This is a genomic window from Legionella sp. D16C41 (genome assembly GCF_048541585.1).
Classification (GTDB): domain Bacteria; phylum Pseudomonadota; class Gammaproteobacteria; order Legionellales; family Legionellaceae; genus Legionella_C.
The window spans coordinates 3245333-3268761 of sequence record NZ_CP183303.1 but is presented as its reverse complement, the minus strand read 5'-3'; the positions used below and the strand labels follow the sequence as shown (position 1 = coordinate 3268761).

Sequence of the window (23429 nt, the reverse complement as noted above, 5' to 3'; positions counted from 1 at the left end):
AGAAAAGGAGCCTTTTTATGTCACTTCCTTGTGCTATTTAAATTAGATAAACGTTATGCAGCTGGGGTACTAATCCGCTCAGCAAGGTCTTCTAAAAATTTTGTAGTTTTCGTTTTTTCGGTATTAAAGAAGCGATGTTTTTTAAAGCTCGAATAATTAGCTGCCTCTTTAACCTGTTCAACAGGAGTAGCTTTAATCTGATCTCTATCGCGTAATTTAGCTTGTACTTGATTAAGATCAGCTTCTTTTTCTTGCGCTACCTTACCATTAATTAAAGCATGCTTTAAATGTTTGGTTTTAAAGCGTTCAATACGATAACTTGCTTGCTCTGCCTGCCATTCAGAAGATACTTTTTGGTCTCCTGGTGCAAAAGTAACGTTTTCAACAGGTTTTTGCCCAGTTTGTTTGTTCCAAGCATCATGAAAATTTAGAACATTCTTAGTACTGTTTGTATTGCGCTGGCTAGTAGCATAATCCCAAAGTGCTGCAAGTAAGTATAACGGCGAGAAGATAACTTTTAACACTCGTGTTGGTAAATCTACCTCATGATCATGCCCTTCATCAGTCTGTAATTGCTCTTTTAGTAAGCCTTTAGTTTGGTGGTAATGATCATCTTTTTTAAGGTGATGCTCATGTGCTTGCTCAAAAAAGTAATGTGCATCTTCAAAACCTTCACTAATAATACCTAAGAGCGCGGAGACAACCTCAGGAATACCAGGCACTCTATCTGAAGTCACGCCAATACTAATTAAATGCCCTAAAAACAAAATAATTCTTAAAGGCGTAATGGTTAATTTAAGTAAAATCCTCGCAGGATTAAATAACTGTAACCAATTTTCATGACTTGCTAAATTTTTAAGACTAGTTTGAATAGATATTTTTGCTTTAGTAAAGGCATTACCTTTACTACGGCTTAAATTATCAATCATCTCTAGTGATTCACTCGTATTTTGCAAATTAAAAATGAGCGTGGAGGCGCCAGTAATAATGGGGTTAATAACACCCATCACGAAAGCTGGAAGCTTGCCCATCCAAGTAAACAAGGGACGAGCAGTTTTTGCAACAGTCCACCAAGTTCCAGCTGTACAGATAGTTAATGCCACTGTAAGTGTTAATAAGCTAACAGCCGTAATTGCTAGGAAGATATTACGTACGATATGCTCTGAAGCATTCTCTTTCGTAAAATTATTACGTATTTTAAAAAACCACTTGCGTAACGTATCATTGTTAATCATGTCAGTGACAGCATTATAAGTTAGAAAACTATAAGCGGCACCGGCAATAATTGCCAATGGAACAATAATAAGAGGTAAAATGCTGATGGGAAGCGTAGCTAACAGCGGAATAGCAGCAAACCCGCCCACTAAAAGGTAGGTGGTACCTACGCCCATAAATAGGCCAGCTAAAGCACTAAAAGCTTTAACAATATTAAAAGTTCTAGTACGTGTCTCTAATTTTTCAATAGCTTCTTGCTGCCCATGTTCAGCTAACCATCTTTGTAGCTCAAGCTGGTATTTGCTATAAGAATCGTCATTGCTAGATTTTCTAAAAAGCTGAAGCGCAAACCATTTGCGCATATCCAACATTGTTTTTTCGAGCTTCTTTTTACGCGCTAAGCTTTCTTTATCTAAGTTTTTATGCTCAAACTGACTGAGAAGTCGCAATTGAATTTCATAATCTTTAAAAAATTGTGGGCAATCTTTATCTTCCGTATCAGGAAAATGTTTTAATAAATATTCATCAGCTAAGTAGCGTGATAAATAATCGTCTTTAAATAGCTTTTTAAAAGCCCCTTTAATATTTTGCAAATAAATTTCACCCTCATAAGCAACAGATAGTGCAAATGAGCCAAAGGCTAAAGGTAACAGTGGCAATATTGCATACATACCACCAAAACTTAAAAAACCGATAATTAAGCTTGCGCCTAATGTCAAAAGCATTAGCAGAAAATAATAGGGAATCTTTTTTGTTTTCATTATCCACCTAATGGGCATTTCAGGAGGGGTAACTTTATACTAAATGAAAATGATTATCAATAAGGTTTAGTTAAAAATAAGAGCAAAGTGGCTAATAAGAGCCGCCTGAGTTTTAAACTTAATGCCCTTGGAACAATTTTTTTCAATTTATTGAGTGGTTACCTAAAGGCATACAGGTTAGAGAAGTAATAAGGGTCGCCTTAATAAAATTTTATAATGATGTAAAACTAGTTAATCTATTCTGATTATGTTTAATTTAAATACTTGGCGAAGTAATTTAAAAATCAATTTTCATATTTATAGTGATTGATGTACCATCAAAATGATTTCAATAGTTAAAGGAGCAATAATGCGTTTTTATCCATGGATGCCTCTGTTTTCAGCAAGTTTTATGCTGGCTATCAATCCAGTGCAAGCGAATATTAAAACAGAGCAGTTGAAGGTTCCACAGTGTTTAGCAGCACATCTACCGTCCGATTATAAGGTTATAGCTGAAAATAATACTTTTAAAATTTTAGATGTACCTGCCAATGATGTAGAAAAAATCATTCATATTGCTGATGAAGTGAAGTGCGGGCGTTTTGTCAATATTACACACCATATCGATAGCCTTGAGCCAAAAGCTCGTCAAAAGCAGGCATATCGCTTGTTAGTTAAACCACAAACAAAAAACTTATTAGCTGCCAAAGCTAGTTATCCAATACACCATCAAGTAGAAGTATCAGAAGCCATTAAACAAGTTAAAGTGGATAATATTATGGCAACTTTAACTCACTTAACTGGCTATGAAAATCGCTCAGCAACTAAAAATACTGGCGTTGAAACTGCAGCATGGTTAAAAGATACCTTTGAAAATATGGCAAAAAATGCAAAACGTAATGACACCGATACCTATTTTGTTAAAACAGGTAGCTACTATAAGCAGCCATCTTTAGTAACTGTACTCGGAAAAGACATTAAAGCGCCAGCCATTGTAATTGGTGCTCATATGGATACCTTAGATGGTAGAATGCCTGGTGCTGGTGATGATGGTAGTGGTTCATCTAGCTTAATGGAAGTCGCTCGTATTTTGCTAAATTCTTCTTATGAATTTAAACGACCAATTTATTTTATTTGGTATGCAGCAGAAGAACGCGGCTTAGTGGGTTCCCAATACGTTGTGCAGCATTTTTTAGATGAATCAATTCCAGTTAAAGCAGTCATGCAACTTGATATGACAGGTTTTCGTAATGACCGTAATGATCCAACTATGTGGGTTTTTAAAGATTATACGGATAGGGCCTTAACCAATTTTGTCAGTGAATTAATTCAAACCTATATTGGTGTGCCAGTAGCTGAATCTTATTGTGGTTATGGTTGCAGTGATCATGCCTCTTGGGATGACGAAGGTATTCCTGCGGCTTTCCCTTGTGAGACAAATTTTGAAGATCATAATCCTTATATTCATACTTCCAAGGATACTATTGACCGCTTAACGCCTGAACATATGGCTAATTTCAGTAAATTGGGACTAGCGTTTGCAATTGAGTTAGCTAGCGATTAATAAGTATTGGCATTCGATGCACCGAAAGGCTGTATTTGGTGCATTTTGAACGAACCCCCTACTTCAAAATGCTCATGTAGAGGACTACACTGCGCTTTTTCAGCAGGATGTTCGTTCAAACTGCACTCAAATTCACTTTTCACCAAGTTTCAAGCATAACCCCCAACCTGTTAATAGCGCCAACTTAAGCTCATCATGTTTCTACGCTTAAGACGACTTACCAGCGTATGTTGGGCCTTAGCCTAACTTTCATAAAAATCTCCCAAGGTTGGCATTATTTTGAGGAGAGAATGATTTATAAGTTACTTGTTTTTCAAGAAAGGGAGCTTAAACCCTAGGCCTCTATATTATTTTCCTGCAAGACAGATAAAACATGTGCTTTTACTGTTTGCCAATCAACAATGCCATTTTCATCAGCATAAACAACAGGATCAACACGATTTAATTTCATAAAAGCTGCAATTCGTTGTATAGAGGATGCTGATTTGTAATCAGAGATACCGTCTGTATTCGGTTTATAAGAAGTAATTGTTCTTCTGTAAACTTCATCAACATCTAAATTTAATTGTCTACAAGATTCAATGCCATCTTGTAAAATACTATATTTATCACCATGAAGATAAGGCATATAATTGATAACTTTTTCAGCATGCCAGTTACCAGCTTGAAAAGCTTGATAATCATCATTAATAAACTCAGGCCGACAATCAGGGTAAACAGCATGATCCCCTGAATGCACCCCTAAAGCGACATTAACAGGCATATCTTCTTGAATAGCTCGTGAGAGTGCAGCTGCTTGCAAAATTGAGATAAAAATTTTATTGCGATTTGGTACAACAGTAGCAGCCATATTTTTACCATCATATAAGCCCTCTGGAACAGTTTTTCCACCATCAACAAGAGCAGAAAATAATAACTCACTTAACCCAGTTAAATGAACAATTTGATGACGAATATTAAACCCTTTTTCTTGTAAATATTTTACTAGATTTGTGGCGTAATCAACTTCAACTTTATGTTTTTGACCATATAAAAAGGAAATTGCTGTAACGTGATAACTTCTTGCCAGTAAATGTAATAATAAAGTTGTAGAATCCATACCTCCACTAAGTGCTAAATAGGCAAATTTGGTTGAATTTTGCACGTTATTTCCCCTTTAAATTAAATTATGTTATATATGTAAAATAAGCACCGCTAGTATAAAAGAAGTTGTCTTTTTTCTCTATATGTTGAATTAAAAGTCATAAGTTATTTGTGGATTACTTACAAGTTATTCATTTAAATTCAGAGTAAAAAAATTAATGACTTTCTAATTAATTTATAGTAAAAAATAGATGGCCTTCATAGGCGCTGTTTAAATTTTCAAAATATAAATATATTTTGAATCATTTTGGTAATAACTATTTATTGAAGAGGAATGTAATGGCTCTCATATCGAAAGCACGGTTTAATCAAAAAGAGAAAATTAAAGTAGAGTTAAGTAGTGAAGTTTTAAGAAAAATTGAAGCTTACTGCCAATGGTCACAAATTGATGATATTAGCTTTTTTATTGAAGAAGCAGCTTGTTATGTTTTCGCGAAAGATAAAGAATGGAAAGCATATCAAAAACAAGCTAAGAAAGCTGAAAATACTGAGCGATAATTAATTAAGATCATACCGATGCTTAAGGCTTTATTAGTTTTTTAAGGCCTTAACATAGAAATCAATTAGGCTATAGGCCTTAATTTTAAGTTATAATGGATTATCTAAAGATTGTCTCTTTTATTAAATCTAGTTTAAAATAACATACTTTAAAGGTTTATTATGAAAAAATTTATTATTTTAATATTTCTACTCCCACTAACATCTTTTGCTAATAACTTAAAAGAAAATACTGTAGTAGCAACCTATCAAGAATTATGTGCAAAAGAACATGATCCAGTAAAAAGACAAAATTACTGCGTGTTATTTGAAAAAAATGGCCAAATACAGCCAAATTTTCATACTTTTAGGAAAGATACTGCCGTAGTTTAATTAAATTTATAACCTATATTTTTCAGGATTTACGAAAACCAAACTTTCTCTAAAAGTGTTTAATTTGATTATTTAGTCAAAGCTAATTTTTCTCATTAAAAGTATTTTTTGCTTTAAGGTTTTTCGTAAATCCTGTTTAGTTATTTAATTAACTCGTTAGACTCATACTCCTTAATATTGTAAACGCAGAGTAGAGTTGAAAATCATCATAAAGTAATTTTGCAAGATCAGCAGCAGATTGTGCCTGTTCTGGTAAGTTACTTTTTTCATTTTTTAAGTGCTTACTTAAATTAAGTTCGTTGAAACTTAGTGCCTTTTTCTGCAGAGCTGTTTTAGGTATAGCAATTTCTTCAATTTGAATATCAGGTATTATCCCTTTTGCCTGAATAGAAGTCCCAGCAGGTGTATAATAAAGCGCTGTAGTTAATTTAATAGCATGCTTATCATCTAAAGGTAAGACGGTTTGTACAGAACCTTTACCAAAACTTTTTGTGCCAACAATAATAGCGCGTTTATGATCTTTTAATGCACCTGCTACAATTTCTGACGCTGAAGCTGAGCCTTTATTAATAAGAACAATTAGAGGGGCTTTATCTAAAATATCCCCAGGCGTTGCTAAGGCTGTAAACTTACTATCAGGTAATCTACCTTTAGTGTAAACGATAACGCCTTTATCACCTTTCTTATTATCAATAAATGCATCAGCAACTTCCACGGCGCTATCTAGTAATCCCCCAGGATTATTACGTAAATCAAGTACTAAGCCTTTAAGTTTATTGTGGGTTTGGTCTTTTAATTTCGTAATTGCTGCATGCATGTCTTTGCCGGTTAACTCTTGAAATTGCGAGAGACGGATATAGCCAAATTGCCCATCTATTAATTTACTTTGTACACTTTGTATTTGAATCTTTTGACGAGTTACTACGAAAGTTAATGGCTTATTAACACCTTTGCGTAAGATAATAAGTTCAATTTTAGTCCCTTCTTCACCGCGCATTATATTCACGGCTTCCGTTAAACTTAAACCCTGCGCCGTTTTTGAGCCAAGCTTAACAATATAGTCACCTGCCTTAATACCCACTTTATAGGCTGGCGTATCAACTAAAGGGGTTACAACTTTTAATAAACCTTCTTCCTGAGTAATTTCTATTCCTATACCTGCAAAGTTTCCCCGCGTATTTAATTCTAATTCTTTAAAGTCATTTTCATCTAAATAAGCAGAATGTGGATCAAGTCCATTTAACATGCCACGAATAGCATTATCAAATAGGGCAGAATCATTAACTGGTTTCACATAATTTTGCTTTATCTGATAAAGTGTTTGTGAAAAACGCTGTACTTCTTCTTCAGCAATTTGTGGGGCACCCTCTTGAGCGGCAAATAACGGTAAAGAAAAAAGAATTTGTAATAGTAAAACCAGCTGAATACGGCTACAAAACCGTTGCTTCAACATAGCCTCTCCTTAGTTAATCCATTTTTAGTGACTGCTCTTCCTAGAGCATTAACACAATGCAATATAGATGCCAGGATAAAAATATCCAAAAACTAGACAATTGACTGTAAATTAAATAAAAAGTATAATTATTATACTTATTGTAGAGATTTAAGAATTTATTAAATTGGGAAAGATAAACTTTATTTTAATAATGAGGCTGTCATCTAAAGTATTTTAATAATTTTTTCAAATGAGACTTAAGTGGATATTACATTAAAATTCAGTTATGCAAAATCCGATAAAACTTTACTATTAGTTGGAAGCCATGGCGCGGACAATAGGGATAGTGGTAATGTTATGAGCATGAAGCTGTTCTTTAAATCTAAATTAGACATAGATCTTTATAAATCGGAGTTTGTTGAAAGATTTAGCCATAATGTTGATTTACGAGATGGTATTAACTGGCAAAAATCAAAAGCATTAGAGAAATTTCATATGGATATACAGAGGTGGTTAACAGAGCAATTTAAATTAATTAAAAGTAGAGTTGATAATGAGGGTATTGAGGAAGTAATCTTTGCATGTGATGTTAATTTGGGATTACCAGGTGAACAAATTTATCCTAAATTTTTACTAAATAGCTTTATTCAAGAGCAATTTGCAGCTTGTAAGGTGAAAAAGATTCTTTTTTCTTCCACTAATAAGGTTGTGGCTGATGCAAAAAGTAAAGAAATAGAAAATGGCGAAGTCATTAATTCCTTTAATTTATTGCTAAATATAAAAGGTTATTTTAAGCAAAGTCATTCTGTTAAGAAAGAGATAGAACGTGCTCCTCCTTTAACTAAAAATTTTTCTATTTTTAAAGGTAATAGCTTTAACTCTCCTCAAAGAAATAAATCAATTTCTCCAGAAAATACAGTTGGTCAAGGAATAAAAAGTGTATCTAATACTACTGTAGATACCGATAAAGGAGAAAAAATGGATTCGAAAAGAAAGATTGCCGATATAGATAAAGACGAAAGTCCAGATAAAGATGAAAATTTACTTAGGGAAAAGGGAAAAAAGCAGCATACCGTTAAAAATACTTTTAGTAGGTAATTTGCGTTATTATTTAGTGACAATAAGTTGCAAAAAATCTTTAATTTAAGAATTTCAAACCTAATTTGAGCAGAAAATATTTTAATAAATTAAACAACTTAACGCTTATTTTAAACAACTCTTCAAAGTATAACTATTCAACTAATATTTACTTAAGAAATAAAGCTTATAATAAAAATTCCTTGACTAATAAAATTATACAAACGTATTTAGCTTTATAGGCTAAAAGCCAGTAGTATTGGTAGGTTTTAAAATGAAAATAGATACCGTATATGTATTAGAAAATAACGTTTTAATTGTAGTTTGTGCCCATGGTTCTTTAGGCGCTAGGACTGTAAGCCCTAAAATAGGACAACAAGCTTGGAAAAATGATATTTCAAAAGCAGATTTATTAAGCGGTGATTTTGATGAAATAAAAGAGATGCTGCAAAAAAATTTTAGTCAATTAATAAAGAAGATAGATTATGATTCTGTGGACGCTGTGATTTTCGCTTCAGATGTTAATTTAGGCCATTCAAGTGCGACAACTTTCCCAACTTGCTTGCATGATAATTTTATTGAAGAAATTTTTTCTCCGCGTCCAGTTAAAAAAGTTCTTTTTTCGTCAACAGAAAGTATTGTACAACAGGCAGCTAAGACACTTATAAATCCAAATATTCGTTGTGCACGCTCAGGTACTACTAAACCAAATTTAGTACAAGAAGCAATCATAGCAGCTAATCAAGATTTACAAGCAGAGCTTAGCCGAAGACAGGCCAATCAAATTTCTAATTCAATAATAACGGCCCTTTCAGGGTTAGGTGTTGAGAATGCCGATGAGACGGTGTCAGACGACGCTAATCCAAATTCAAGTTCTTTAGTTACTCCAGCTTCTCAATCTATGCCAGCTGATGTAGATACTGCAGATGCTTTCAGTATTGGAAGTGAGGCAGCAGACGGGTCATCAATACAAAGTAACCCTATCCATAATCTAGGCCTATTTAGCGGACACGACACTACTAGTTCTTCTGACCCTGACTCGCTTGAAGTAAAAACAACTAAAGAAAGCCACAGTACAACAACGATATAATCCACAGCATGGCTCTATTTAGACAAAGTCATTCTCTAGCTAGCAAATAATTATTTGCTAGCTAATTCTAAAGTTTATTGAGAAATTTAAAGCAAATCTTTTATTCATTCTATCTGTCAGTGTTTTATACTATAACTACTATTTATTGACTAAAGATAACTATGAAACGTAATTGGGATATAATTAGATTAATTCTTCTGAAAGTAGAAGAATTAGAACCTAGTGCCCTTCTAAATTTAGATGTTTTTCCCACAGTGGCACATAATGAAATTTCTTATCATTTGGAAATATTAAAAGAAGCAGGGATTCTTGAAGGAAAAATTCATAAAACGCCTGGCGGCTCACCGCATGGTTTTCATCTAATTCGGCTAACTTGGTTGGGCCATGATCTACTTGAATCTATTCGTCTAGAGTCACGATGGATAGAGATAAAAAAACAGCTTTACGATAAGCAAGTCGGATTAAACTTAGAAAGTATTATGTTCATTGCTCAGAAGCTTACAAAAAAATCATTAACTTAATTTAATATAATTAACTAATAGCGCTATAGAATATCATTTTTGATTATTTTGGGTATTTTGAATGGCTCACTTTGCATAATTTTAATTATTTCTTTACCCAGTAAATTACGAAATTCAGGTTCTAAATTTGCAGAAATAACCAAATAAGGAATATCATTATCGCCAGTTAAAAAACAAATATCTAGAAAATAATCAATAGTTAATAAGTCATATTGTAAGGGCTTAACTCGCTTATTTTTTAAACCAAAGAATAATGTATTTTTCATGTTTTTCGGCTTGGAAAAAAGGTTATCTAATACATTTAAATTAATTATAAATTTACGATGGTTTTTTATGGCAGCTAAATTGGCCACCAAACTTAATAGTTTTGGATTTAATCGCAGTGAAGGCAATAACTTAGCGTAAAAAGACATAGCTATTTTAGTTAAAAAGTAAGTTAGGCGACTGTATTGCATAGCTTTAAAATTAATACAAGCAAGCTTAAGTAAGCCTGGGCAATGCTGGTAGGGCGCTGTATTAATAACAGTCTTTTGAATATCTTGTGCTAACTGAAGAAGCGTTGACTTTTGATTTAATGTTAGCTTAATGGGCTCGAGTTTTAAAAAACAGCCAAGCGTTTTATCATATAATGGATTTTCGCGGGCTGATTTAACGATATTAATAAAAATGGTTTCTTTTGTTGTTTGACAAACTTTTGCTAAAGCTTTTGCTAAAATGGCGCAAAGGGCTTCATTTAAGCCAAAATGATAATAAGTACAAAAGTGAATTACATTATTTATAGCTTTCTTAGGTAATTCTATGTAAGTAGAATAAGGAATTTTAGCTTTAGCCATATTATTGATTACATATTGCGAGGGAAAACTAATAAAGCTTGCATTTTTTAAATAATTTAGCCAAAAGTAATGATCTTTAGCTGAATAAGCCTCTAATAGGAGCTCTTCTTCTAAATAGTGTCGATAAGATTTATCATAACTGGCTTTATCCGAGATTAATTTAGGATATGTCAGGTAGTATTTAGATAGCTCAGACCAGAATATAATTGCTGAAGTACCATCTGATATAAGATGAGGCAAGCAAACTTGTAATTCGACACAATTATTCTTTAGATAAAAGATTTTTATTCTTATTAAAGGTTTTTTATTGAGCCAAGCATGATAATTTAAAAGTTCGTTCATTGAATCAGTTAAAACTACTTCAGTTTGCTCTGTGTCTAAATTTTTTAAGTCAATTTCTTCCGGTGTAATGGCTAATTGCTGCTGTATATATTGGCCAGGCTTAAATTTATAAATATGATAGGCAAGCACCTCATTTTTTTTTAATAACATGGATAAAGCATAATTGAATGCTTCTTGCTTAAAAGGACCTTGTAAGCGTTTACGTGAAACGATATTTAACTTTTTTGCTTTAGGTTCAAATGTATTAGAGAGCCACAGTAATAACTGAAAATTACTTAAAGGAATAAGTTTAGTGGTAATAAGAGAATTTGTAGCATAATCTTTATGTTTCTTAGTTTCTACTTTATTAAGTAATATAGCTAATTCCGCAATAGTAGGCGCTTGATATAATTCTTTAATGGTTAAGCTCTTATCTAACATTTGGTTAATTTTGGTAAGAATACGAGCCCCAATAAGCGAATGTCCGCCTAATTCAAAAAAGTTATCATGAGTACTTATGACATTTAAATTAAATTCTTCCGACCAGATTTCAGTTAAAGCTTGCTCAAGTTCGTTGGCGGGAGCTAAGTAATTTTGATTGGTTTCAAGTTTAGGTAGTGGTAATGCTTCTCTATCTAGCTTTCCATTAGCGTTTAAGGGAAAATTATCTACCGCAATAAAAGCATGTGGAATCATATAGTCGGTTAGATACCTTTTTAAATACTGTTTGAGTTGAGAAATACCTGGATTTATTTGCTTATCTTTCAAGATATAATAGGCTATTAGCTGTTTATCATTTAGGCGATTATTGCGCGCAATAACTGCAGCAGCTTGAATAGCTGGATGGCTGGCAAGCTTTTGCTCAATTTCTCCTAATTCAATTCTAAAGCCACGAATTTTAATTTGAAAATCTATACGGCCTAAAATCTCATAATTTTCGTCAGGTAAAAGACGGCATAAATCGCCTGTTTTGTATAGACGATTATTTTCTTTAAAAGGGTTTTTAATGAATCGTTCATTAGTCATTTGTGGCTGGTTAAAATAACCGCGAGCTAAACAGCTACCACCAATATAAAGTTCTCCCGTATTACCTGCCGGCACCGGGTTTAAATCTTTATCTAGAAGATAAAAATCTGCCTGATTACCCGGTTTACCAATAGGCACCTCGGGGCGCAAGGAGTTTAATCCAGAATTACTGACTTTAAATGCAGAAACGGCGACCGTTGCTTCAGTTGGCCCATATTCATTTATTAATTTATGATGCGGATAGAAGGTAAGCCAAGAAGAACATTCAAGTGTATGCAAAATTTCGCCGCCTAAAACAATGAGACTAAGATTTGGTAACTCAACAAAATTACTTTGCACTTCATAAAGTAATATACGGAAATAACTTGGAGTTAGCTTAATAATGTTAATTTTATTAGTTTTAATAAATTCTAAGTAATAATATGGACTTTTTTTAGTATTATCGTTACAGATAACAATAGTCATGCCAAGCATAAGCGGAATAAGAGTATTGGCAATAGCCATATCAAACGCTTGGCTTGAAGAAAAGTCAATCCGTTGTCCGGGCTTGCAATGGCAAAATTCCTTAAACCATAGGCAAAAATTAACCACGCTTCTATGTTCAATTAAGACACCTTTAGGCTTCCCTGTTGAGCCTGACGTATAAATAATATAAGCCAAATTTATACTTTCACTAGTAGGACTTAAATTAGTTGTGGGATAATTAATTAATGCTGCAAAATCAATAATAATCATCTTACCTTGATAATCGCGAAATTTTTCTTTTAAGTCAGGGGTAATTAAAAGCAAAGGTATGTTATTACTATTTAAGGTATCAACTAGACGTTCTTGGGGGTGAGTTGGCTCAAAAGGAATATAGCCTCCACCTGCCTTTAAGATAGCAAACATACTAAGTAAAAGCTCTACAGAACGCTCCATACCTAGGCCTACAGGCGTTTCTGGCTTAACGCCTAACTGTTGTAAATAATGGGCCAGTTGATTGGCTTTTTTATTAAACTCGTCATAAGTTAATGATTGCTCATTATAAACGACAGCTAAATTAGCTGGATTTAAATCAGCTTGCATTTCAAAAAGTGCATGAACAGTTGTAGCGGAATTACGAATATCCATACTCCATAATCCCCCATATTAATTTATTTAAGCTTAAAAACTAAGCAGAATTATTAATAAAGCATTCATTAATCGTGCCATGACAGAGGGCATTGTTTTAATTTTAGCTAAGTTTTGAAGATAATGAGGAAAAAAACTAAAAAAGCGGGTGCGTAAATGGAGTATAGAAACATATGTAGCTATTTTTTTCTATAATGACTGGCGGTTGAGGGCAGTTTAAAAAGAAGTCTATTGAAGATGTAAATAGTAAATGGATAGCTAAGAGCAAGAATTTAAATTCTTGCTCTTAGCTAGAAATTAACAAGTATTTACTAAAATTAGGAAAACTTAGGGGTTTCTATTTCATTTTTATCAACTTGATTCGGCTTATAATTTTTAAGATCTTCAGCTATTAAAGCCGTATCTTTCGACCAAAAATTCTTCATGTCAATTAAGCTATCACCGTTACTGTTGTTTACTTCAATTATATCTTGCTTAAGTTTCTCAGCTAAATTAGTTAGCAAAGTACGACGCCTCCCCCAGGTCAAAGAAGCATTTGCTCGTTCGCCTTTGCTTAAATTCATGTTCATAATTGTGTCAACATGGGTGGAAATAACCGGAATTAACTGATTGATATTTTCATTATTTGGTAAATAATCTTTTAAATCCTGCAAAGCGTTTAAAATCACTTTTTGCGCTTCCATGCACTCTTGGCTAAGTTGATAGCGCTTGTAAATTAATGGAGCAGTAACTACTAGATGCGAAACCACAAATCCCGTAAAACAACCAGCCATGCTATATAAACCTGACATAAAAGCAGAATTTTGATTAGCAGCATTATAACCCGCATAACCGCCAGCGCCGATGCTTGCTAAAATAATGCCGCGTTGCATCAATTCATTCCAGCTATAACGATGGGTGCCTTGACGTAATAATCCACCTACACGTGACCAGTCAATATAATAATTAGACCATTGTGTAAGCGTCTGCGGAGCATTTGTAGAAAAAAAACCAGGCATTTTTCACCTCAAATAAAAAATTGGCTATTTTACTTGAAATAAAAATCCTGATCTATATTTAATCAGCATGTTGTTGTTAGAAGTTATAAGGTTATTTTTTAAGGTGCTTTGTTAGCTATAGGGATGGGCGGACAATGATACTCAGCCGTAATTTGGCCGTCAGCATCAACAGATTGTAATTTAATAGGAAATTTCCATAAAGTATAAAGGTGTTTTAGTACTTCTTGCGTGGTAGGTGCTAGCGGAATATTATTCTGTTGGATATGATGCAGGCTTAAAGAGCGATCGCCTTCCGTATCAACGGAATAAATTTGAATATCTGGTTCTAAATAGCCTAAATTATACTGCCTTGACAAGGCCTCTCGAATTGCTTGGTACCCCAATTCATCATGAATAGCATTAACGACGATATCTGCGCTTTGATCATTATCAATAACATGGAAAAGCTTTAACTCTCGAATTAAATGAGGCGATAAGTACTGCGCAATAAAACTTTCATCCTTAAAATTACGCATAGCGGTATCTAAGCTAGTTAACCAATCGGTATTAGCTAAATAAGGAAACCAGCGCTTGTCTTCTTTAGTAGGATTTTGACAGATGCGTTTAATGTCTTGCATCATATGATAGCCTAATGTGTAAGGATTAATGCCACTATAATAGGGGCTATTGAATGATGGTTGCCTAATGACATTAGTGTGATTTTGTAAAATTTCTAACATAAATTCATCAGCTATTAAGCCTTCATCATAAAGTGAATTAATTAAGGTGTAGTGCCAAAAACAGGCCCATCCTTCATTCATCACTTTAGTCTGGCCTTGCGGATAAAAATATTGAGCAATTTTGCGCACAATACGAATAATCTCTCGCTGCCAAGGTTGTAATAGAGGCGCATTTTTCTCTAAAAAATAAAGAATATTTTCTTGAGGTTCAGGCGGAAAGCGTTTAGCTTCATTATAAGCCTTAGTTTGCTTGGCCTGTGGGATAGTGCGCCACAATTCATTAACCTGTGATTGTAGATAAATTTCTCGATTTTGCTGGCGAATTTTTTCTTCTTGAATTGACAAAGCGGGCGGATGTTTATAGCGGTCAACGCCGTAATTCATCAAAGCATGGCAAGCATCAAGGATACTTTCTACTTCATCAATACCATAACGTTCTTCACATTCACTAATATAATTTCTAGCAAATACTAAATAATCGATAATTGCATCTGCAGATGTCCACATTTTAAAAAGATAATTATTTTTAAAAAAGGAATTATGGCCATAGCAGGCATGCGCAATAACCAAAGCTTGCATGGCCATGGTATTTTCTTCCATTAAGTAAGCAATGCACGGGTTAGAATTAATAACTAATTCATAAGCAAGCCCCATCTCACCACGTTGATAACTTTTTTCCACGCCTACGAAGTGTTTTCCAAATGACCAGTGGTGATAGCCAATAGGCATGCCCACTGAAGCATAGGCATCCATCATTTGTTCTGCAGTAATAATTTCAATTTGATTGGGATAGGTATCTAATTTAAAATCACGAGCAAGCCGACTAATTTCTCTATCATAGATTTGAATTAATTCAAAGGTCCAATCAGCACCAGTTGATAAAGGCTTCTTCTTTCTCATACTGTTGTTTTCCTTTTAAACAGCTCGCGAAACACAGGGTAAATATCGGCTACAGTGTCAATATTCTCCATAGCAAAGTTAGCATAATTTTCTCGAATCTGCTGGTAGACTTCCCAAAGACTTTGATGGTGTCTAGGCATAATTTCAATATAGGCAAAATATTGCAAAAGAGGCATTATTTTTTCTTGTAACAATTCTTGGCAGTAAGGTGAGTCAGCATTCCAATTGTCACCATCAGAAGCTTGAGCAACATAAATATTCCAAGAGGCAGCTGGGTATCGCGCCTCAATAATAGTGCTTAAAAGCTCTAATGCGCTTGATACGACTGTACCCCCTGTCTCACGAGAATAGAAAAACTCTTCCTCACTGACTTCTTTTGCTGAGGTATGATGGCGAATGAATACTAAGTCGATTTTTTCATAATTTTTAGTTAAAAAGAGATATAAAAGAATAAAAAAACGCTTAGCAATATCCTTTTTGGCTTCATCCATTGAACCAGAAACGTCCATAATACAAAACATCACTGCCTGTGTTGTGGGCGAAGGGATGCGAATCCGATTATTGTAGCGTAAATCAATAGTGTCGATAAAAGGAACAGCCTTTATTTTCTTTTTGAAGAACTCAATATCTCTTTGCAAACGTAAAAGTTCTAAGCGCTCTGGATTTTTTTGTGCTTCTAGACGTTCTAATTCCTCTTCAGCTTTGCGCAATTGTCGTTTATAAGGGGCAGCTAAGGCCATACGGCGGCTTGTCGCTTGGCGCATAGACCGAACAATATTAATATTAGTCGGGACTCCGCTCGTTGTGACCCCAGCTCTAACAATTTTGTAATTTTTAATTTTTGCTAAATCTTTTTTAATTAAATCAGGTAATTCTAAATCTTCAAAATATAATTCTAAAAACTCTTCTCTTGATAATTGAAAAACGAAGTCATCCTCACCTTCGCCATCTTTACTAGCTTGTCCTCCACCTGACCCTCGGCCACCTTGGTTTGGACGTTTTATTCGATCACCTGCAATAAATTGATCATTACCAGGTAAAATACGTTCAATTTGTCCGCCTTGACCGCTTTGGAAATGAGGCTCTGAAATATCTCTGGCAGGGATGCTAATCTGTTCACCTTGATCAATTTCAGTAATACTTCGTCTACCTACCGCATCTGAGACAGCACGTTTAATCTGATTTTTATAACGCCTTAAAAAGCGCTGCCTATTTACAGTGCTTTTTTTGCCAGCGTTTTCTCTGCGGTCGATAAATTGCGACATAGCTCAGTATCTCTCCTCACCCATTCTTGTCTTGCAAGTGATCTTATATAGAGCCACCCCTAAACTTTATATAGCAAAACACGCTAAAACTTAGGGCCTGACGCTATACTTATTATTGCGATTTACGTACACGTAAATACCACTCACATAGTAATCGTACTTGTTTACGGGTGTAACCTTTCTCTATCATACGGGCAATAAACTCTTCATGTTTCTTTTTATCATCTTCAGATGCTTTCGCATTAAAAGAGATAACCGGTAATAAATCCTCTGTATTGGTAAACATTTTTTTCTCAATTACTGTTTTGAGCTTTTCATAGCTATTCCACATTGGGTTTTTACCATGGTAATTAGCGCGAGCACGAAGTACAAAATTGACAACTTCATTACGAAAGTCTTTTGGATTTGAGATACCAGCAGGCTTTTCAATTTTTTCTAACTCTGTGTTTAATGCGCTGCGATCAAAAATTTCGCCTGTATCTGGATCGCGATAATCTTGATCTTGAATCCAAAAATCCGCATAGGTAATGTATCTATCAAAAATATTCTGACCGTATTCAGAATAAGATTCTAGATAGGCGGTTTGAATCTCTTTACCTATAAAATCAACGTACTTAGGTGATAAATATTCTTTAATAAATGTTAAGTATTTCTCATGTTGTTCTTGTGGAAATTGTTCTTGCTCAATTTGCCTTTCAAGCACATAAAGTAAATGCACAGGGTTAGCTGCTACTTCGCTGTGATCAAAGTTAAATACTTTGGATAAAATTTTGAAAGAGAAGCGAGTAGAAATGCCACTCATCCCTTCATCAACACCGGCAAAATCGCGATACTCTTGATAAGATTTTGCTTTAGGATCTGTATCTTTTAAGCTCTCGCCATTATAGACTCGCATCTTTGAATAAATACTAGAGTTTTGTGGCTCTTTTAAGCGAGTTAATACCGAAAATTGCGCCAGCATATCCAATGTTCCTGGGGCACAATGCGCATTAATTAACGAGCTATTATCAACCAACTTCTGATAAATCTTTATCTCTTCAGAAACACGTAAACAATAAGGTACCTTTACAATATTAATTCGGTCGATAAAGGCTTCATTATTTTTATTATTGCGGAAAGCTTGCCACTCAGACTCATTTGAATGCGCAAGAATAATCCCCTCAAAGGGAATACCAGATAAACCTTCAGTAGCGTTGTAATTACCCTCTTGAGTAGCTGTAAGTAAAGGATGCAGTACTTTAATAGGGGCTTTAAACATTTCCACAAATTCAAGTAAGCCGCGATTCGCTCGGCAAAGCCCACCAGAATAGCTATAAGCATCGGGGTCATCTTGGGAAAATTCTTCTAGCTTGCGAATATCAACTTTTCCTACTAAAGCAGATATATCTTGATTGTTATCATCGCCTGGCTCAGTCTTAGCAATAGCAATTTGCTTTAAGCGAGAAGGTTTAATCTTGATAACTTTAAACTGACTAATATCGCCATTATATTCATGTAACCGTTTTACTGCCCAAGGTGACATTATATAGCGTAAATAGCGTCTCGGAATACCAAAGCGCTCTTCTAAGAGTTCAGCATCTTCTTCAGGATTAAATAAAGATAAGGGTGAGTCAAAAACAGGTGAACCCTTAATGGCGTAAAAAGGTACTTTTTGCATTAAATCTTTTAATTTTTCAGCTAAAGAAGATTTTCCGCCGCCAACTGGTCCAAGTAAATAAAGTACTTGCTTAGTCTCTTCCAGCCCTTGGGCAGCATGCTTAAGAAAACCGACTATCTGTTCAATAGGCTCTTCCATACCAAAAAATTCTTTAAAGACAGGATATCGGTGAATTATTTTATTAGAAAAAATACGTGATAAAACAGGATCATGGCGCGTATCGATTACTTCTGGCTCACCAATAGCCATTAATAATCGTTCTGCAGGATTAGCATAAGTTGAAGGATCTTGGCGACACAGCTCCAAGTAATCACTTAAGCTTAATTCTTCTTCCTTGTTATCAACAAAACGTTTGGTGTAGCTGGTTAGGAAATCATGCGTATTCATTTTGCTATCCTCTATGACGTTTCCGGGAAGGAGAACGCTAATTCTTCTTTACTTAATTCACTGGTAAAATTGTTAAACTGGTTATAATTTAGTATAGAACTAATTAAGCAAAAATTACGAAGAATCAAAACATTATTTATTAGCGTCATTTATATTTTTCTGCAACCGGAGTATTCATCATGCCAGACACAACTATTTTTTTGAAGGACTATATGCCGCCAAATTTTGCGGTAGAGAATATTTACCTTGATTTTGATCTGCATGATGATTATGTATTAGTTGAAAATAACATGACGCTTAAGCGATTGCATCCGGGTCCATTACATTTATATGGTGATGAATTAGAATTAATAAGCATCGCTTTAAATAATGAATTGCTTGCTAAGAATCAGTATAGACTTAAAAATGATGATTTGCTGCTTGACAACTGCCCAGAGCAATTTACTTTAACAATTGTAACTCGTATTTACCCACAAAATAATTCAGCATTATCCGGACTCTATCGCTCAAATCAATTATTTTGTACGCAATGTGAGGCAGAGGGATTTCGTCGTATTACCTATTATCTAGATAGACCAGATGTTTTATCAATTTTTACTACACGAATTACTGCTGATAAAGAAAAGTACCCAATTTTACTTTCAAACGGTAATTTAATTGAGGCAGGAGAAGCAGAGAAGGGGCGGCATTGGGTAGTTTGGCAAGATCCATTTAAAAAACCTTCTTATTTATTTGCCTTAGTTGCAGGGAATCTTGCTTGTGTAAAAGATGAGTTTATAACCTGTTCGGGTAAAAAAGTTGATTTAAGGATTTATGTTGAACCTGGCAATGAGGATAAGTGCGGTCATGCAATGGCCTCATTACATAAATGTATGCGCTGGGATGAAGAAGTTTATGGTCGTGAATATGATTTATCCATTTTTATGATCGTTGCTGTTAGTGATTTTAATATGGGCGCTATGGAAAATAAGGGATTAAATATTTTTAACTCTAAATATATTTTAGCCAGGCCAGACACTGCAACAGATCAAGACTTTGCGGATGTAGAAGGCGTTGTAGCTCACGAGTATTTCCATAATTGGACTGGAAATCGAGTAACTTGCCGAGATTGGTTTCAATTAAGCTTAAAAGAAGGCTTGACTGTGTTTCGTGATCAAGAATTTTCACGTGATATGAATTCGCGCGATGTTAACCGAATTTTAGATGTAAAAGTTTTACGTACGTCCCAATTTCCTGAAGATGCTGGAGCTATGGCGCATCCTGTTAGGCCTGAAGCTTATCAAGAAATTAATAACTTCTATACCTCCACTGTTTATAATAAAGGCGCTGAGGTTATTCGTATGCAGCATACGCTACTTGGCAAAGAAGGATTTCGTCGTGGCATGGACCTTTATTTTGAGCGACATGATGGGCAAGCTGTGACTATTGATGATTTTGTTGCGGCTATGGAAGACGCTAATGGTGTGGATTTAACACAATTTAAGCGTTGGTATAGTCAAGCAGGTACCCCAATTGTTGAAGTAGATAGTGAGTATAAGGATAACACCTTAACTTTGACACTAACTCAAACTTGCCCTCCAACTGCAGAGTGCCTAGAAAAGCAGCCTTTTCACATTCCAATTCGGATTGCTTTGTTTAATAAAAATGGGCAGCCTTTCTCGCTTAAGCAGGATTTAGTAGAGTTACGTGAACGGCAACAAAAATTTACCTTTGAAAATATTAACACTAAGCCGGTTATTTCTTTATTACGTGAATTTTCAGCACCTATTAAAGTACAAAGATCACTTAGCCAAAATGACTTATTAGCTCTATTGCGCTTTGAAACTGACGGATTTGCTAAATGGGATGCAGCGCAATGTTTGGCGCTTTCTTGCCTAGCAGATTTTTGCAAAAAGCCAAATGAACAATGGCAATTTCCCGTAAATTTAACTGCCGCCTTTAGCCATGTATTACAAGATGAATCACAAGATCTTGCCTTGCGGGCAGAATTACTAATGCCGCCTGAATTTGAAGAGGTGACTAGTTTTGTTGAAAATCCCGATGTAGGTATTATTGAGGCAGCTCGTGATTTTTACCGTGCCGCATTAGGTAATAGTATTTATGAGCAAGCGCGAGTAATGTATGAGCAATTGTGGGTTCGTGAGGAACACCTCATGACTGCTAAAGCTTATGGTCAAAGAAAACTTCGTAATGCTTGTTTATGGTTAATGATGAAAGCAAACGAACAAGCTACTCTCGCTATTTGTCAACAACAATTTTCACAAGCACGTACCATGACTGATCAGATAGTGAGTTTTTCTCTATTAACTAATTGCGCTAATAATACTATACGAGAAAAAGCAATCAAAGATTTTTATAACCAGTGGGCTAATGATGAATTAGTAATAGATAAATGGTTTGTTGTTCAAGCGACAAGTGAATTACCCCATGCATTAGCTAACGTAAAAGAATTGTTAGGCCACCCTGCATTTTCTTTTAAAAATCCCAATAAGGTAAGGTCTGTGATTGGGGCTTTTGTACATGCTAATCCAAAGCATTTTCATGCACTAGATGGCAGCGGCTATGAATTTCTAACCGATATGTTAATTAAGCTGGATGCTATTAATCCACAAATCACAGCGCGTCTAGCTACCCCTTTTACGCGTTGGCGCCGTTATGATGAGAAAAGACAAGCTTTAATGTTTGAGCAACTAAAGCGTCTAGAGATACACCCTTTGTCTCGCGATTTAAGTGAAATTGTTTCAAAAAGCCTTCAAGCATAGCATTCATTAGTGCCATAGCTTAATAACTGAATTATTTTTGGTTATGGCATAATTTAAGCTTTACTGTGAGAGGAAAAACTTTATTCTTTGTTAAGTGTTTTACATAATTAATAACAGTTTCTTTATAATTAATAACTTCATGAGCGCCTAACTCTTTAGCAAGCGCAATTTCTGCCTAAACCATCATGAATTAAAGCGAGCTAATGAAAAAATTTACTGTCAATTATAGGTAGGTTAGGCAGGAGCTCTAATAAATGAGCTTATTTAAGCGGGAAAGACGCCAGTTCTTTGATAATCTGCCCCTGCTCATCGGCAAAACCGATAGCAATAGCGTTGATTGAAGCGTTTATAGGAGAGTAATTCTGATTAAATTTTGTTACAATATGTTGTAAATATTGGCTTAATTTGCGCTCTTCTTCTACCGGATAAACTTTATAAGGCGTTAAAAGCGTAAAATGAGGATTATAGTTAGCAAAGACATTAGGACTGCCATAGTGTTTAAAACTTTTTGTTTTCTTTAAATTAGTAGCGGCCCAGGCAGGAATACTCGCTGAATAATCACGTAGGGGACTTACCGATAGCACCACTCTATCACTTAAGTGTTGAAGGTAGGGCTGTGGTTTAACTGTAAGCATAATATAGCGGCTTGGCGTAACTATTAATCGCTCAGTTGTAATAGTAAAGGAGTGAGCTTGTTGCGCTAGTTTCTTAACTCGTTTAATGAGTAGGGAGTTATTTTTAATAGGATATTGCGTTAGATAAAGGGTAATATGTAAAGGATGCTCTTCGAAAACAGGTTTTAATTTGTATTTTTTTAGCTCTTTTTCATTGCTTAGAGCGGATTTAAATTGATCACCAAAAGTTGAAATAGGATTTTGGGGCGATAATTTTAAATAAATGTTAAGAAAAGATGAGGTGGGCGTATCAGCCCATGATTTAAAAGTTAATCCTATTAAAAATAAAATGTTTAAACAGAGGCGTATAATATGATTAGTCATTGTGCTGTTGTAGGCAATCCCATTGCACATAGCTTATCTCCGGTCATTCATCAGTATTTTGCAAATCAAGCAAATAAAGAATTGATATATGAAAAAATCCAAGGAGATGATAAGGGTTTTGAGCAGCAGATAACAGATTTTTTTAATCAAGGTGGTAGGGGCTTAAATATTACTCTACCTTTCAAAGAACGTGCATTTAAAATGGCTCAGCAAGTAACCCCACGTTGTTTAAGAGCAAAAGCCGCTAATACTTTGTGGATGCAGGATCAACAATTATGGGCAGACAATACTGATGGCATAGGACTTATACGTGATCTAACTCGTTTCATTAATCTAAGCAATAAAAAAATTCTCCTTCTTGGTGCAGGCGGTGCTGCGCGTGGAATTATCGGTCCTCTATTAGAGGCAAAGACAACCTTAACGATAGTCAATCGAACAAAGGGAAAGCTTTTAGCTATTGCAGAGGATTTTCCACTTATAACTGTTGCTGAAATAGAAAATCTTACAGCAGAATTTGACTTAATTATTAATGCAACGTCAGCAAGTTTAAGTGAGAGCAATATAGATTTTTTACCAAGAGAACTCTTGGCTAATAAACCTTATTGTTATGATTTAGCCTATGATTTAAAAAATCCTACTCGTTTCGTTGCTTTTACTAGTGCGTTGGGTTGTCTCGCTTATGATGGTCTGGGGATGTTAGTAGAGCAAGCCGCGGAAGCATTTTTAATTTGGCATAAATTTAAGCCTGATACTACTGATGTTTTAAATAAGTTAAAAGCTAAAATGGCAGTTAAGTAG

17 protein-coding genes are annotated in these 23429 nt (G+C 34.8%); 8 read left to right on the top strand and 9 right to left on the bottom strand.

Annotated elements, in window-relative coordinates:
* Positions 1-53: 53 nt before the first annotated feature.
* Positions 54-1976 carry a hypothetical protein gene (locus ACNVED_RS14190; RefSeq protein WP_419419632.1) on the bottom strand — a complete coding sequence of 641 codons (1923 nt, stop codon included), beginning with the start codon at positions 1974-1976 and terminating at the stop codon, positions 54-56.
* Between the two features lie 349 nt (positions 1977-2325).
* Between ACNVED_RS14190 and lapA the strand changes: the two genes are divergently transcribed.
* Positions 2326-3519, top strand: coding sequence for an aminopeptidase LapA (lapA, locus tag ACNVED_RS14185; protein WP_419419631.1), 1194 nt, complete (start codon positions 2326-2328; stop codon positions 3517-3519).
* A 334-nt stretch (positions 3520-3853) separates the two neighbouring features.
* Here lapA and ACNVED_RS14180 read toward each other — a convergent pair whose 3' ends face one another.
* Positions 3854-4663, bottom strand: coding sequence for a 7-cyano-7-deazaguanine synthase (locus ACNVED_RS14180; RefSeq protein WP_419419630.1), 810 nt, complete (start codon positions 4661-4663; stop codon positions 3854-3856).
* Between the two features lie 278 nt (positions 4664-4941).
* Here ACNVED_RS14180 and ACNVED_RS14175 point away from each other — a divergent pair, with 278 nt between their 5' ends.
* Together ACNVED_RS14175 and ACNVED_RS14170 are read left to right on the top strand one after the other, a co-directional pair.
* Positions 4942-5160 (top strand): hypothetical protein, encoded by a 219-nt coding sequence (locus ACNVED_RS14175; RefSeq protein WP_419419629.1) that lies wholly within the window; start codon positions 4942-4944, stop codon positions 5158-5160.
* A gap of 162 nt (positions 5161-5322) precedes the next feature.
* A complete protein-coding gene (locus tag ACNVED_RS14170) occupies positions 5323-5532 on the top strand; it encodes a hypothetical protein (RefSeq protein WP_419419628.1) in 210 nt (69 codons plus the stop codon).
* Between the two features lie 148 nt (positions 5533-5680).
* Here the strand turns inward: ACNVED_RS14170 and ACNVED_RS14165 are convergent, their stop codons facing one another.
* Entirely contained in the window at positions 5681-6985 is a 1305-nt protein-coding gene (locus tag ACNVED_RS14165) for a S41 family peptidase (protein WP_419419627.1), read from the bottom strand.
* A 243-nt stretch (positions 6986-7228) separates the two neighbouring features.
* Between ACNVED_RS14165 and ACNVED_RS14160 the strand changes: the two genes are divergently transcribed.
* The 3 genes from ACNVED_RS14160 (at position 7229) to ACNVED_RS14150 (ending at position 9655) form a co-directional block, all read left to right on the top strand.
* Entirely contained in the window at positions 7229-8065 is an 837-nt protein-coding gene (locus tag ACNVED_RS14160) for a hypothetical protein (protein ID WP_419419626.1), read from the top strand.
* A 253-nt stretch (positions 8066-8318) separates the two neighbouring features.
* The gene (locus ACNVED_RS14155; RefSeq protein ID WP_419419625.1) at positions 8319-9134 is read left to right on the top strand and encodes a hypothetical protein; all 816 of its coding nucleotides are present in this window, start codon (positions 8319-8321) and stop codon (positions 9132-9134) included.
* A gap of 161 nt (positions 9135-9295) precedes the next feature.
* Positions 9296-9655, top strand: a complete 360-nt coding sequence (locus tag ACNVED_RS14150; RefSeq protein WP_419419624.1) for a DUF2513 domain-containing protein — start codon at positions 9296-9298, stop codon at positions 9653-9655.
* Positions 9656-9678: 23 nt separating this feature from the next.
* On the opposite strand, the gene ACNVED_RS14145 is transcribed toward ACNVED_RS14150, so the two are convergent.
* From ACNVED_RS14145 to ACNVED_RS14125, 5 genes are all read right to left on the bottom strand, one after another.
* A complete protein-coding gene (locus ACNVED_RS14145) occupies positions 9679-12945 on the bottom strand; it encodes an amino acid adenylation domain-containing protein (protein ID WP_419419623.1) in 3267 nt (1088 codons plus the stop codon).
* 317 nt (positions 12946-13262) lie between these two features.
* Complete coding sequence (locus ACNVED_RS14140) at positions 13263-13943, bottom strand: hypothetical protein (RefSeq protein ID WP_419419622.1); 681 nt, start codon at positions 13941-13943, stop codon at positions 13263-13265.
* Positions 13944-14041: 98 nt separating this feature from the next.
* Positions 14042-15562, bottom strand: a complete 1521-nt coding sequence (locus tag ACNVED_RS14135; RefSeq protein ID WP_419419621.1) for a SpoVR family protein — start codon at positions 15560-15562, stop codon at positions 14042-14044.
* The gene (locus tag ACNVED_RS14130) at positions 15559-16827 is read right to left on the bottom strand and encodes a YeaH/YhbH family protein (RefSeq protein ID WP_419419620.1); all 1269 of its coding nucleotides are present in this window, start codon (positions 16825-16827) and stop codon (positions 15559-15561) included. The genes ACNVED_RS14135 and ACNVED_RS14130 overlap by 4 nt, the downstream gene beginning before the upstream one ends.
* 112 nt (positions 16828-16939) lie before the next feature.
* Positions 16940-18871 carry a PrkA family serine protein kinase gene (locus ACNVED_RS14125; protein WP_419419619.1) on the bottom strand — a complete coding sequence of 644 codons (1932 nt, stop codon included), beginning with the start codon at positions 18869-18871 and terminating at the stop codon, positions 16940-16942.
* A 179-nt stretch (positions 18872-19050) separates the two neighbouring features.
* Between ACNVED_RS14125 and pepN the strand changes: the two genes are divergently transcribed.
* On the top strand, positions 19051-21633 hold the full coding sequence (pepN, locus tag ACNVED_RS14120) for an aminopeptidase N (protein WP_419419618.1): 2583 nt from the start codon (positions 19051-19053) through the stop codon (positions 21631-21633).
* A gap of 260 nt (positions 21634-21893) precedes the next feature.
* On the opposite strand, the gene ACNVED_RS14115 is transcribed toward pepN, so the two are convergent.
* Positions 21894-22631: a 2'-5' RNA ligase family protein gene (locus ACNVED_RS14115; protein ID WP_419419617.1), complete on the bottom strand. Its 738-nt coding sequence runs from the start codon at positions 22629-22631 to the stop codon at positions 21894-21896.
* On the opposite strand from ACNVED_RS14115, the gene aroE reads away from it, so the two are divergent.
* Positions 22620-23429 (top strand): shikimate dehydrogenase, encoded by an 810-nt coding sequence (aroE, locus tag ACNVED_RS14110; RefSeq protein ID WP_419419616.1) that lies wholly within the window; start codon positions 22620-22622, stop codon positions 23427-23429. The genes ACNVED_RS14115 and aroE overlap by 12 nt on opposite strands.

What these genes read in the sequence shown, in the direction of transcription:
- ACNVED_RS14125 (WP_419419619.1), bottom strand. Translation starts at nt 18,871, where the DNA reads ATGAATACGCATGATTTCCTAACCAGCTACACCAAACGTTTTGTTGAT.
- aroE (WP_419419616.1), top strand. Translation starts at nt 22,620, where the DNA reads ATGATTAGTCATTGTGCTGTTGTAGGCAATCCCATTGCACATAGCTTA.
- ACNVED_RS14135 (WP_419419621.1), bottom strand. Translation starts at nt 15,562, where the DNA reads ATGAGAAAGAAGAAGCCTTTATCAACTGGTGCTGATTGGACCTTTGAA.
- ACNVED_RS14130 (WP_419419620.1), bottom strand. Translation starts at nt 16,827, where the DNA reads ATGTCGCAATTTATCGACCGCAGAGAAAACGCTGGCAAAAAAAGCACT.
- ACNVED_RS14145 (WP_419419623.1), bottom strand. Translation starts at nt 12,945, where the DNA reads ATGGATATTCGTAATTCCGCTACAACTGTTCATGCACTTTTTGAAATG.
- ACNVED_RS14165 (WP_419419627.1), bottom strand. Translation starts at nt 6,985, where the DNA reads ATGTTGAAGCAACGGTTTTGTAGCCGTATTCAGCTGGTTTTACTATTA.
- ACNVED_RS14150 (WP_419419624.1), top strand. Translation starts at nt 9,296, where the DNA reads ATGAAACGTAATTGGGATATAATTAGATTAATTCTTCTGAAAGTAGAA.
- pepN (WP_419419618.1), top strand. Translation starts at nt 19,051, where the DNA reads ATGCCAGACACAACTATTTTTTTGAAGGACTATATGCCGCCAAATTTT.
- ACNVED_RS14115 (WP_419419617.1), bottom strand. Translation starts at nt 22,631, where the DNA reads ATGACTAATCATATTATACGCCTCTGTTTAAACATTTTATTTTTAATA.
- ACNVED_RS14140 (WP_419419622.1), bottom strand. Translation starts at nt 13,943, where the DNA reads ATGCCTGGTTTTTTTTCTACAAATGCTCCGCAGACGCTTACACAATGG.
- lapA (WP_419419631.1), top strand. Translation starts at nt 2,326, where the DNA reads ATGCGTTTTTATCCATGGATGCCTCTGTTTTCAGCAAGTTTTATGCTG.
- ACNVED_RS14155 (WP_419419625.1), top strand. Translation starts at nt 8,319, where the DNA reads ATGAAAATAGATACCGTATATGTATTAGAAAATAACGTTTTAATTGTA.
- ACNVED_RS14190 (WP_419419632.1), bottom strand. Translation starts at nt 1,976, where the DNA reads ATGAAAACAAAAAAGATTCCCTATTATTTTCTGCTAATGCTTTTGACA.
- ACNVED_RS14175 (WP_419419629.1), top strand. Translation starts at nt 4,942, where the DNA reads ATGGCTCTCATATCGAAAGCACGGTTTAATCAAAAAGAGAAAATTAAA.
- ACNVED_RS14170 (WP_419419628.1), top strand. Translation starts at nt 5,323, where the DNA reads ATGAAAAAATTTATTATTTTAATATTTCTACTCCCACTAACATCTTTT.